General features: G+C 64.5%; 12 protein-coding genes. 8 read left to right on the forward strand and 4 right to left on the reverse strand.

Annotation, left to right across the window (positions count from 1 at the left end):
* Both HNE04_RS28500 and HNE04_RS06950 read right to left on the reverse strand, forming a co-directional pair.
* Positions 1 to 158, reverse strand: a 158-nt coding sequence (locus HNE04_RS28500; protein ID WP_172217806.1) for a DUF4372 domain-containing protein, incomplete at its 3' end; no start/stop codon positions are given.
* 197 nt (positions 159 to 355) lie between these two features.
* Positions 356 to 2,095, reverse strand: a complete 1,740-nt coding sequence (locus HNE04_RS06950; protein ID WP_172217807.1) for an IlvD/Edd family dehydratase — start codon at positions 2,093 to 2,095, stop codon at positions 356 to 358.
* 86 nt (positions 2,096 to 2,181) lie between these two features.
* Here HNE04_RS06950 and HNE04_RS06955 point away from each other — a divergent pair, with 86 nt between their 5' ends.
* The 8 genes from HNE04_RS06955 to HNE04_RS06990 all read left to right on the forward strand — a co-directional run bounded on the left by HNE04_RS06955 (position 2,182) and on the right by HNE04_RS06990 (position 9,577).
* Positions 2,182 to 3,132, forward strand: coding sequence for a 2-hydroxyacid dehydrogenase (locus tag HNE04_RS06955; RefSeq protein ID WP_172217808.1), 951 nt, complete (start codon positions 2,182 to 2,184; stop codon positions 3,130 to 3,132).
* Positions 3,133 to 3,238: 106 nt separating this feature from the next.
* Positions 3,239 to 4,618: an ABC transporter substrate-binding protein gene (locus HNE04_RS06960; protein ID WP_172217809.1), complete on the forward strand. Its 1,380-nt coding sequence runs from the start codon at positions 3,239 to 3,241 to the stop codon at positions 4,616 to 4,618.
* Between the two features lie 75 nt (positions 4,619 to 4,693).
* Positions 4,694 to 5,563, forward strand: a complete 870-nt coding sequence (locus HNE04_RS06965) for a carbohydrate ABC transporter permease (RefSeq protein WP_172217810.1) — start codon at positions 4,694 to 4,696, stop codon at positions 5,561 to 5,563.
* Positions 5,560 to 6,411 carry a carbohydrate ABC transporter permease gene (locus tag HNE04_RS06970; RefSeq protein WP_172217811.1) on the forward strand — a complete coding sequence of 284 codons (852 nt, stop codon included), beginning with the start codon at positions 5,560 to 5,562 and terminating at the stop codon, positions 6,409 to 6,411. The genes HNE04_RS06965 and HNE04_RS06970 overlap by 4 nt, the downstream gene beginning before the upstream one ends.
* 25 nt (positions 6,412 to 6,436) lie before the next feature.
* The gene (locus HNE04_RS06975) at positions 6,437 to 7,507 is read left to right on the forward strand and encodes an ABC transporter ATP-binding protein (RefSeq protein ID WP_172217812.1); all 1,071 of its coding nucleotides are present in this window, start codon (positions 6,437 to 6,439) and stop codon (positions 7,505 to 7,507) included.
* A 4-nt stretch (positions 7,508 to 7,511) separates the two neighbouring features.
* Positions 7,512 to 7,895, forward strand: coding sequence for a cupin domain-containing protein (locus tag HNE04_RS06980; RefSeq protein ID WP_172217813.1), 384 nt, complete (start codon positions 7,512 to 7,514; stop codon positions 7,893 to 7,895).
* 14 nt (positions 7,896 to 7,909) lie between these two features.
* Complete coding sequence (locus HNE04_RS06985; protein ID WP_172217814.1) at positions 7,910 to 8,653, forward strand: FadR/GntR family transcriptional regulator; 744 nt, start codon at positions 7,910 to 7,912, stop codon at positions 8,651 to 8,653.
* A gap of 135 nt (positions 8,654 to 8,788) precedes the next feature.
* The gene (locus tag HNE04_RS06990; RefSeq protein WP_172217815.1) at positions 8,789 to 9,577 is read left to right on the forward strand and encodes a transglutaminase domain-containing protein; all 789 of its coding nucleotides are present in this window, start codon (positions 8,789 to 8,791) and stop codon (positions 9,575 to 9,577) included.
* On the opposite strand, the gene HNE04_RS06995 is transcribed toward HNE04_RS06990, so the two are convergent.
* Together HNE04_RS06995 and HNE04_RS07000 are read right to left on the reverse strand one after the other, a co-directional pair.
* Positions 9,549 to 10,220: a Rossmann-fold NAD(P)-binding domain-containing protein gene (locus HNE04_RS06995; protein WP_172217816.1), complete on the reverse strand. Its 672-nt coding sequence runs from the start codon at positions 10,218 to 10,220 to the stop codon at positions 9,549 to 9,551. The two genes, HNE04_RS06990 and HNE04_RS06995, sit on opposite strands and share 29 nt — an antisense overlap.
* Positions 10,141 to 11,880, reverse strand: coding sequence for a DEAD/DEAH box helicase (locus HNE04_RS07000; RefSeq protein ID WP_172217817.1), 1,740 nt, complete (start codon positions 11,878 to 11,880; stop codon positions 10,141 to 10,143). Before HNE04_RS07000 ends, HNE04_RS06995 begins: the two co-directional genes overlap by 80 nt.
* Positions 11,881 to 11,954: the final 74 nt, after the last annotated feature.

Below are 11,954 nucleotides of genomic sequence, written 5' to 3' on the forward strand. Positions count from 1 at the left end.
CGCGAAGTCAGTTGCGCAAACATCATGCACAGCAACTGATCCCAATGCGAGAACTTCAGCGGCGCGTGCGAGCCCGAGTAACGCGCCACGCACCGATCAAAAACGGACCGCGGCAGATGCTCCTTCAATTGAGCAAATACCAGCTTGCCTTTGTGCATGGCCGCACCCCCGCAAATCCATACGAGTGTGCGGCTTCGGGAAGCTGAAATTCAAATCGACCCGGCCACGCCCGGCCGTTTAAATCAATAAAATCAACGACTTGCGATCCAAATGAGAACGCTTCTCCGGACAGTAGTGGGTCAGGCCCGGGATGACAACGGGCTGCCATTGCGGGCTCGACCCGCAATCCAGGCTTTCAGTGATTGTCCCGCGGCACGAAGGCCCCGCGCTTGCCGACCAGGAAGTCGAGGTCGACGCCTTCGTCGGCCTGTAGTACATGGTCGACGTACAGCTTCCAGTAGCCTGACTTCAGGGGCGGCTCGGGCGCTTTCCATTCCGCCAGGCGACGCGCCATTTCCTCGTCGCTGATGTGCAGCTGGATGCGCCGGTTCGGCACGTCGAGCTCGATCATGTCGCCGTTTTGCACGATCGCCAGCGGACCGCCGGCGGCGGCTTCCGGCGCCGTATGCAGCACCACCGTGCCATAGGCCGTGCCGCTCATGCGGGCATCGCTGATGCGGACCATGTCGGTGATGCCCTTGCGCAGCACCTTGGGCGGCAACGGCATATTGCCCACTTCGGCCATGCCGGGGTAGCCCTTGGGGCCGCAGTTCTTGAGCACCAGCACGCAGTTCTCGTCCACGTCCAGGTTCTCGTCGTCGATGCGGGCGTGGAAGTCCTCGATGTTCTCGAACACCACGGCCCGGCCTTTGTGCACCATCAGCGCCGGCGTCGCGGCGCTGGGCTTGATCACGGCGCCGCGCGGGGCCAGGTTGCCGCGCAGCACGGCGATGCCGGCCTTGTCCTTGAACGGGGTGGCCAGCGGCTTGATCACCTCGGTGTTGTAGTTCTGGGCGTCAGAAATGTTCTCGCCGACCTTGCGTCCGTTGGCCGTGATGGCATCCAGGTGCAGGTGCTGCGAAATCTCCTTCATCACCACCGGCAGGCCGCCTGCGTAGCAGAAGTCTTCCATCAGGTACTTGCCCGAAGGCTGCAGGTTCACCAGGCAGGGCAGTTCGCTGGCCAGGCGGTCGAAATCCTCGATCGTGAGCTCGACACCGATGCGCCGCGCGATTGCAATCAGGTGGATCACCGCGTTGGTCGAGCCGCCGATCGCCGCCAGCGTCTTGATGGCGTTCTCGAAGGCCTGGCGCGTGAGGATCTTCGACAGCGTCAGGTCTTCGTGGACCATCTCGACGGCGCGCCGGCCGGCCATCCGCGCCAGCACGTTGCGCCGGCCGTCCACCGCCGGGTAGGCGGCGTTGCCCGGCAGGCCGATGCCCAGCGCTTCGACCATGCTGGCCATCGTCGAGGCGGTGCCCATGGTCATGCAGTGGCCGTGGCTGCGGTGCATGCAGCTCTCGGCTTCGAAGAAGTCGGCCAGCTTGAGCGTGCCGGCGCGCACCTGCTCGCTCATGCTCCAGACGCCGGTGCCCGAGCCCAGTTCCTGCCCGCGCCATTTGCCGCTGAGCATGGGCCCGCCGGACACGCCGACCGTCGGCAGGTCGACGCTGGACGCGCCCATGACCAGGGAAGGCGTGGTCTTGTCGCAACCCATCAGCAGCACGACCCCATCGATCGGGTTGCCGCGGATGCTTTCCTCCACGTCCATGCTGGCGAGGTTGCGGTAGAGCATGGCGGTGGGGCGCAACAGCGTCTCGCCCAGCGACATCACGGGGAACTCCAGCGGGAAACCGCCGGCCTCGTACACGCCGATCTTCACCTGCTCGGCCAGGGTGCGGAAATGCGAATTGCAGGGCGTGAGTTCGCTGAACGTATTGCAGATACCTATGACAGGCCTGCCGTCGAACTGGTCATGCGGCACACCCTTGCCTTTGACCCAGCTGCGGTAGGCGAATCCGTCGCGGTCCTGCCGGCCGAACCATTGCTGGCTGCGCAGCTCGGCTGCGGGTTTTTTCTTGGGAGGAGTGGTCATAGGGAAAGTCCTGAATGTTCAATCATATTATGTTCATACCATTGGAGCCAGTTTCTCAGTGGAAACCATGACCAAAGGGGACCGCCTTGTCTCGTCCACAAATACTTACCGTCGCCAAACTGCCTCCATTCCTGCTGGAGCCCCTCAACGAAGCCTTCGTCGTCCATGACCGGCTGCACCAGACCGATCCCGCGGCGTTCGCCAAGGTCGCGCCCGAGATTCGCGGCATCTGCGGCGGCGGCGAATCCAAGGTGCCGCGCGCTCTGATGGAGCAACTGCCGGCGCTCGAGATCGTGTCCATCATGGGCGTGGGTTACGACGGCGTCGATGTGCCGGCCGCGCTCGAGCGGGGCATCCCGGTGACGCACACGCCCGGGGTGCTCAACGACGACGTCGCCGACCTGGCCATCAGCCTCATGTTCGGCATCGCCCGGCGAATTCCGCAGGCCGACCGCTACGTGCGCGAGGGCCGCTGGGCCACCGAAGGGCCGATGCCGCTGGCGCGCAAGGTCTCGGGCGCGCGCCTGGGCATCGTCGGCCTGGGCCGCATCGGCCAGGCCATCGCGCGCCGCGCGCAGGCATTCGATATGTCGGTCGCGTACACGGCCCGCAGCTCCAAGCCGGAGATTCCCTTCGATTTCCATCCCACGGCGAAGGCGCTCGCGGCGCAGGTGGACTTCCTCGTCGTGATCACCCCCGGCGGGACCGGCACCTACCACCTGATCGATGCCGAGGTGCTGAACGCACTCGGACCCAAGGGCTACCTGATCAACGTGGCGCGCGGCTCGGTCGTCGATGAAGCGGCGCTGATCGAGGCGCTGCAAAACGGCGTGATCGCCGGCGCGGGGCTGGACGTGTTCGAGAAAGAGCCCCATGTGCCCGAAGCGCTGAAGGCCTTGGACAACGTGGTGCTGACGCCGCACATGGCGAGCGCCACGCGAGAGACGCGCCAGGCCATGGCCGACCTGGCGCTCGACAACCTTCGCTCGCATTTCGCGGGGCGGCCTTTGCTCAGCCCGGTGCCGGAATGGTCCTGAGGAACGCGCCATCCGGCTGCGGGTTTTCCATAGAGTTCGAAGGTTTTAATCATCATATGATAACAATGCACAGTTCACTGACTCACCTGTATAGGAGACAAGCGATATGAGACTCAAGACACTGCTGGCCACGGCGATGTTCGCTGCGGGCCTGGTGGCCGCAGGGCAGGCCGCCGCCCAGGAAAAGCTGACCGTCTGGTGGCAGAAGGGCTTCTACAAGGCGGAGGACGACGCGCTGCTCGCGGCCATCAAGAAGTTCGAGGCCAAGAATCCCAAGTACAAGATCGACCTGTCTCTCTATGCGCCGCAGGAAATGATCCCGAAGGCGGTCGCCGCGCTCGACGCCGGCAACGTGCCGGACGTGACTTACGGCGACGTGTTCGATTTCCAGGTGACCGCCAAGTGGGCGTACGACGGAAAGCTGGAGGACGTCTCCAGCATCATCAATCCGATCCAGTCCAAGTTCGAGCCCTCGGCCTTGTCGACCACGTTCCTGCTGAACAACACCAACGGCACGCGCGCCTATTACGCCTATCCGATCAAGCAGCAGACCATGCACATCCAGTACTGGAAAGACATGCTGGCTGAAGCGGGCTTCAAGGAAAGCGACATCCCCAAGGACTGGAAGGGCTACTGGAGCTTCTGGTGCGACAAGGTGCAGGTCGGGTATCGCCAGAAAACCGGCAACCGGGTGTTCGGCATAGGCCAGCCGCTGGGCGTGGACTCCAGCGACTCCTTCTACTCGTTCCTGACGTTCATGGACGCCTACAACGTCAAGCTGGTCAGCGACTCCGGCAAGCTGCTGGTGGATGACCCGGCCGTGCGCCAGGGGCTGATCAATGCGCTGACCGACTACACCAGCGTGTACGGCAAGGGCTGCACGCCGCCCTCGGCCACCAACTGGAAGGACCCCGACAACAACGTTGCCTTCCACAACAAGACGACGGTGCTGACCCACAACGCGACGATCTCCATCGCGGCGAAGTGGCTCGACGACATGAACAACGCCACCTTGACCGAGGCGCAGCGCGCAACGGCCAAGAAGAACTACACGGAGCTGATCGCTACGGCGGGCTTTCCGAACAAGCCGGACGGCTCCAAGATGGTGTATCGCGCCGCCGTGAAGACGGGTGTGATCTTCAAGGATGCCAAGAACAAGGAAGGCGCCAAGAAGTTCGTGGCCTTCATGCTGGACGATGCCAACCTGACACCGTATGTCGAAGGCTCGCTCGGCCGTTGGTTCCCGGTCACCAAGGCGGCGCAGCAAAGCCCGTTCTGGAAGAGCGATCCGCACCGCCTGGCCGTTTACAACCAGTTCATGAACGGCACCACGCCTTTCGAATTCACCAAGAACTACAAGTTCACGGTGCTGAACAACGAGAACGTGTGGGCCAAGGCCGCCAACCGAATCCTCAACGAGAAGGTGCCGGTGGATAAAGCCACGGACGAATTGATCGCCCGCATCAAGACCGTCGCCGCCAACTAGGAAAGCAACGGCCGGCCGGAAGCCAATGGGCTTGCGGCCGGCCTCATTACCGCAGCCCGTGCTGGCCTTCGAATCATGACCCAAGTCGCAACCGCATCGATGCCCGCCGCGGCCCGATCGGCCCGGGCCCTGTCGCAATATGAGCTCTGGGGACGGCTGCTGGTCGTGCCCTACCTGCTCGTGTTCGCGGTGTTCGTGCTTTACCCCGTGATCTACGGGCTGTGGCTGGCACGCCATCCCGCCAGCTATACCAAGCTGTTCGACGACCCGATCTTCTTTCGCAGCGCCGTCAACACGCTGGTGTTCCTGTTCGTGGCCATCAACGTCAAAATGATGGTGGCCCTGGTGCTCTCGGGCTTCTTCATCAGGACGCGCTGGTGGATCAAGGCGCTGTCGGTGCTGTTCATCCTGCCGTGGGCGGTGCCTTCCATCCCCACCATCCTGTCGGTGCGCTTCATGCTCAATCCGGAGTGGGGCGTCATCAACTCCCTGATCTTCCGTATGACCGGGCTGGACGGCCCGAACTGGCTCAACGACCCCACGCTCGCCTTGTCGTTCTCCATGCTCATGCACATCTGGAAGTCGCTGCCGTTCTGGACGTTGATCCTGATCGCCGGGCGGCTGGCAATTCCGGGCGAGCAATACGAAGCCGCGTCGGTGGACGGCGCCAGCAACTGGCAGAAGTTCCGTTTCATCACCTGGCCGGCGATGCGCAACCTGTACGTGACATCCACGATCCTCTCGGCCATCTGGACCTTGGGTGATTTCAACAGCGTGTACCTGCTCACCGGTGGCGGGCCGGCCGACCTCACGCACGTGCTGGCGACATTGGGCATCCGCTACCTGCGCCTGGACCAGGTGGACGTGGCCATGGCCTCTATCGTGGTGGCGCTGCCGCTCGTGCTGCCCTTGGTGTATTTCATGATGAAGAGGCTGAGCAAATGAAGAAGATCAGCCTGCGCATGGTCACGGCGGAAGCCAAGCTGCTGCTGATCGGCATCCCGGTGTTCCTCTGGACCATCATTCCGGTCTATCACATGTTCCTGTTCGCGATCTCCGAGCGCGACTCGGCCACTTCCGGGCGGCTGTGGCCCAAGAACCCGACGCTGCAGAACTTCGAGACGGTCTTCTTCCAGAAGCATTTCTACCTGAGTCACTTCTGGGTGCAGCTGGGCAATTCCCTCCTGATCGCGCTGGCCGTCGGCGCCATCACGCTGGTGGTGGCCACAACGGCCGCGTTTGCGATCAGCCGCCTGCGGGTGCGCGGTGGACGCACGGTGATGAACATGGCGCTGTTCACCTATTTCATCCCCGCTGCCTTCCTGGCGGTGCCGATGTACAAGACCATGGCCAACTATGGCCTGCTCAACAACCAGTGGTCGCTGATCCTGGCCATGGTGACGATCGCATCGCCTTATTGCATCTGGGTGCTCAAGCAGGCCTCGGACAAGCTGCCGTACGAGCTGGACGAAGCCGCCCGCATGGACGGCGCCACGCCGGTGCAGCTGTTCTTCCTGGTGTACCTGCCGCTCATGGTTCCGTCGCTGGTGGCCGTGGGAACTTATGCGTTGCTGCTGGCCTGGAACGAGTATCTGTACGCGTTCCTGCTGCTGTCCAACGAAACCGATCTCACGCTGGCGGTCGCGCTGGGCAACTTCCTGGCGGCGGACGATTCGCCATGGGAGTTGCTCATGGCCACCGGTTTCGTCTATGCGCTGCCGCCGGCGGCGATCTATTACGCCTTCAAGCGCTACATGGTGTCGGGCCTGACGGCCGGCGCCGTGAAGAGCTAGCAAATACAAGGAACTGCTTTTCACCATGGCAGCTGTCTCATTCAATCGCGTCGAGAAGAACTTCGGCAAGTTCAAGATCATCCACGGCATCAGCTTCGACATCGCCGACGGCGAGTTCGTGGTGATGGTCGGCCCCTCGGGTTGCGGCAAGTCCACGCTGTTGCGGATGCTGGCCGGGCTGGAAGAGATCTCCGGCGGCGAAATCGCCATCGATGGGCGCGTCGTCAACGAGGTCGATTCCAAGGACCGCGACATCGCCATGGTGTTCCAGAGCTACGCGCTCTATCCGCACATGACGGTGAGCGACAACCTGGGCTTCAGCCTGCGGCTGCGCAAGGCCGACAAGGGGCTGATCGGCGAGCGGGTCGCGAACGCGGCGCGCATCCTCAACCTCGATGCGCTGCTGGAGCGCTTTCCGAGGGAACTCTCCGGGGGCCAGCGCCAGCGTGTCGCCATGGGGCGCGCCATCGTGCGAGATCCCAAGGTGTTCCTGTTCGACGAGCCCTTGTCCAACCTCGACGCCAAGCTGCGGGTGGCGATGCGCGCCGAGATCAAGGCGTTGCACCAGCGCCTCAAGACCACGACGGTCTACGTCACCCATGACCAGATCGAGGCCATGACCATGGCCGACCGCATCGTCGTGATGCACGACGGCATCGTCGAGCAGATCGGCACGCCGCTCGAACTGTTCGACCGGCCGCGCAACCTCTTCGTCGCGCAATTCATCGGTTCTCCCGCGATGAACGTGGTGGCGGGAACGCTGCGCACCGGCGATGGGCAAACCTGGGTCGAAGCCGAAGGCCAGCGCTGGCCGGCGAGCGCCTTGACCCAAGCCCGCGACGGGCTTGCCGTACATTACGGCGTGCGGCCCGGCGACATTTCCGTATCGACCTCGGGCAACGGTATTCCTGCCAAGGTGATCGTCGTCGAGCCAACCGGCGCGGAGACCGAGCTCCTGGTCGAAGTGGGCAAGGCGCAGCTGGTGGTCGTGCTGCATGGGCGCACCGCCGTCCAGCCGGACGATATCGTTCGCCTGGACATTGCCTCCGGCAAGGCCCACGTATTTGACGGTGCCAGCGGCAACCGCCTGGATTGAAACCATGACCGTATTCACCAAAGTAGTTCTCTTCACGGACGCGGATGGGCGCGCCCGATTTCGCGAGGAGCCGATCGAGCTGGCCGAGGGCACGCCCCAGTCCATGCTTTCGGCGCTGATGCCCTCGGGCGGCATGCAACTGCGCCACAGCCCGGTGGGCTTTCGCAGCCAGTTCCATTGCAGTCCCCACACGCAATGGGTGTTCATCCTGGGCGGCCGGATGGAGATCGGCCTGCAGGACGGCACGTCACGCATCTTCGGGCCGGGGCAGCATTTTTATTCCGCCGACCTGCTGCCTGCCGGCGCGACTTTCGACGCGTCGGTGCACGGTCACTGGAGCCGGCAGGTGGGTCCTGATCCGCTGGTAACGCTGTTCGTGCGAGGATGAGAGCGCAGGCCAACATGATCAAGAACGTCCACGGCAACACGGTCGATCATCTCGGCCGGGCGATCGTCGCGGGACGGTACGGACCCGGCGCGCCGATTCCGCCGGAGCCCCTGCTGTGCGAGGAGCTGGGCGTCAGCCGCACGGTGGTGCGCGAGGCCGTGAAATCGCTGATCGCCAAAGGCCTGGTGAGCAGCGGCCCCAAGGTGGGGACGCGGGTGCTGGACTCCGACCAGTGGAACTGGTTCGACCCCGACGTCATCATGTGGCAGTCGCATGCGGGCCTGACCCCCGAATTCCTGCGCGACCTGCAGGACCTGCGGCGGGTGGTGGAGCCCGCCGCCGTGCGCATGGCGGCTGAACGCGCCACGCCGCAAGACCTGGCGGAGATCGAATCGGCGTACGAAGGCATGCGCAAGGCCGTGGAGGAGGGCGGCGACTACGTCAAGTACGACCTGCTGTTCCACCAGGGGCTGCTGCGCGCCTGCCGCAACCGCATGATCGTGCAAATGAGCAAGGCGCTGGGAGCGCTGCTGCGCACCAGTTTTGAAATCTCGACGGCGCGCAAGGACGGCCCGCGGAATTCGCTGCCCTTGCACCGTGCAGTGCTGGACGCCGTGGTGGCCCACAACCCCGCCAAGGCCGAAAAAGCCATCCTCGTGTTGATCGATGGGGCGCGTGAGGATATCGAGCAGGTGCTGTCCACGCGCAAGCGCCTGCCGCGCCTGAACACGCCCGCGCCTCTTATCAAGGCAGCCTGATTTCGCGTGACAAACGCGGGGCCTTGCCGCAGCCCGACGGCGCGGTAGAATTTGTAGTTACAAGATCCGCGGCCATGTGCACGCGGGCTACCCGGGCGCGGCGACCGCCTGCCCGGAATCGTTGGAGACTCACCCTTGGCGGACTTCCTGGAATCGCATGGTTTCGATCGCCAGCCGGTCGTGGACGGGCCAGACTGCTGGCTCGGTTCCACCGAGCTGCTCGATCTGGACGATCCCAAGCTGCGCCTTCGCGCGCACGCGCTGACGCAACTTTGCAGGACCGACCGCGAAAAAGCGCTGGCGGTCTATGGCTTCGTCAAGCGCATCCCTTTTGCCAAGCCTTTCAAGATGCGCCTGCGCACCGCGCGGCAGGTCATCGAAGCGGGCTGCGGCGACGCCAACGACAAGGCGACGGTGCTGATCGCGTTGATGCGCGCAGCCGGCATCCCGGCGCGGCTGCGCTACATCGAAATGCGCGGCGAGATCCTGCGCGGCCTCACGTCCAATGTCGCCTCGGCCGGCCGGCCCCTCGCTGAAATCTGGCTGAACGATTGTTGGCTGCGCACCGACACCTATATCTTCGACGCGGTCTACATGTCCGCGGCGCGCCAGCGGCTGAAAGATCACGGCTGGGACTGGGGCTATGGCATCCACCGGAACGGGGACGCGATGTGGGGTGCCGCGGGCGATGCCTTCCTGGGCGGCGTCGCGACCGAGAAAGACGTCATGGTGATGAGCGACCTGGGCCTCTATAGCGACCCGCTGGGACTGGTGTCCTCGCAGGCCTGGCGCGCGTCCCATCGGCCCATGGCCCGTGTCCTCCACTGGAACATGCTGGCGCCCACGATGGACAGGGTGGTGCGTGAACTGCGCGAGGAGGGCTCGGCAACGCGCGTCACGGGGGCGAAGCGGCGGGCTTCCTGAGGTTCTGCAATTCTCCCGAGAGCAGCACACGGCGCCCGCGTTCTCGCGGCACGATCGTGAGTAGCGCGTTCGCCACCAAACGCGCATCGACCGATGCATAGTTGGCGGGGATCAGCGGCGCCAGCAGCTTCGAAACCCGCAGCGCCAGTTTCTCGCCGGAACGCAGCGGTTGACCCAGCGCCTCGCGGTCTCCCGCCAGGAAGGACGGCCGGGCAATGACCAGCGTGTCGAAGCCCAGCGCGGACAGCGCCTCTTCCATCTCTCCCTTGACGCGGTTGTAAAAGACCGGGGAGCGCGCACTGGCCCCCATGGCGCTGACCACGCCCAGCCGGCTGGCGCCCGCCGCCTTGGCCGCCTTCGCGACGGCCACGACGGCATCGAAATCGACCGCCCGGAACGCCGCCTGGCTTCCAGCCACCTTGATCGTGGTGCCCAAAGCGATAAAGGCCTCGCCCACGCGGGGCAGCGCGGGCAAGGCCTTGAAATCGACCCGATACTGGGTCAGCTTGGGGTGCTTGAGAGGCAGTTCGCGGCGGCCCAGCGAATGGACCGCCACCACCGAATCATCGGCCAAAAGTCCTTGTAGGATTTCCCGGCCCACGAGGGCCGAAGCCCCCGCCACCACCACGGTTCGAGCGGCCACCGCCGCCCCCGCCGCCCCCGCCGCCGCGGCGTCCGCGCCCGCCCATGCTGTCGACGCTGGTGCGCAAGGGGTCGGGTTGTCCATCGGTGTGTCTTACAGGGGCGTCGCGTTGCACGAAGGGGCTGGCGATATTGTGCGCCCCATCGCGCGGCTGCGCGTCATCCGCGTGACGCGGCGAATGGCTGTTGGGCGGCCGGCTCTGCTGCGGCGGACGGGCGCCGCCCTGCCTGGGCGCGTTGCCGTTGCGGGCACCATTGCCGTTACCGTTGCGCGCTCCGTTGCCATTGCCATTGCCATTGCCATTCGCGCTGCGCTGGCCTTGCGGCTGCTTGGGCTTGGCCGAACGGTCACCGCCACGGCCGCCGCCTTCGGCACCCTTGTTGTCGCGGATGCGAGTCATCATTTCCTGGCGCGCTGCTTTCGCGGCCGCCATCATGACTTCGCGGCTCGGCGGCTTGCCGGCGCCGCCCCAGATGGTCTGGCGGCCCATGGCGATCGGCTCGCCACGTTCGCCGGGTTCGGCGCCGAAGCCTTCGATGGGGACGGATGGGATGCGCTGCTTGGTGAAGCGCTCGATCTCCTGCATGAAGCCTTCTTCGTCCAGGCAGACGAAGCTCACGGCCGCGCCTTCGTTGCCCGCGCGGCCGGTGCGGCCGATGCGGTGGACATAGTCTTCGGGCACGTTCGGGATTTCGTAGTTGACCACGTGCGGCAGCTCGTCGATGTCGATACCGCGCGCCGCGATGTCGGTCGCGACCAACGCACGGATGTCGCCGCTCTTGAAGCCGGCCAGCGCCTGGGTGCGCGCAGACTGGCTCTTGTTGCCGTGCAGCGCCATGGCCTGGATGCCGTTCTTGGTCAGGAATTCGGCGACGTTGTTGGCGCCGAACTTGGTGCGGGTGAACACCAGCACTTGGCTCCAATTGTGTTCCTGGATGATGTGGGCCAGCAGTTGCTTCTTCTTGCCGCGGCCGACCGGGTGCACCACTTGCGTGATGCGCTGCACGGTGGTGTTGCGCGGCGTCACCTGGATGCTTTGCGGGTTCTTCAGCAGGCTATTGGCTAGGTCGCGGATTTCATCGCTGAAGGTGGCCGAGAACAGCAGGCTCTGCTTTTCCTTGGGCATCAGCGCGAGGATCTTTTTGACGTCGGGCAGGAAGCCCATGTCGAGCATGCGGTCGGCTTCGTCGAGCACGAGGATTTCGACAGTCGACAGGTCGAGGTTGCCTTGCTGCTGCAGGTCGAGCAGGCGGCCCGGCGTGGCCACGAGGATGTCGACGCCACGCTTGATGCGGTCGACCTGCGGGTTCATGCCCACGCCGCCGAAGATGACGGTCGAGGTCAGTTGCAGGTACTTGCCATACGTGCGGATGGACTCTTCCACCTGCGCGGCAAGTTCACGCGTGGGCGTGAGCACGAGGGCGGCGACGCCGTCCTTGCCGAACTTGTTGGTCTTGCTGCTGCCGGCGTTCAGCTTGTGCAGCAGGGGCAGGGTGAAGGCAGCGGTCTTGCCGGTGCCGGTCTGGGCGCCGCCAAGCAGGTCATGGCCGTCGAGCACGACGGGAATCGCCTGGGCCTGGATCGGGGTGGGGGTTTCGTAGCCTTGCTCGTGCACGGCTTTGAGAATGGCGGGTGCCAGATTCAGTTCGTCAAAGGTCATTTAAGGGTGCGCCATCCATGGCGCTTGGGAATCGGCCTGTACGGTGCATGGCACCGAGCCAGTCAAAGGCAGAT

Source organism: Caenimonas soli, from assembly GCF_013155545.1.
GTDB classification, from domain to species: Bacteria; Pseudomonadota; Gammaproteobacteria; order Burkholderiales; family Burkholderiaceae_C; genus Ramlibacter; species Ramlibacter soli.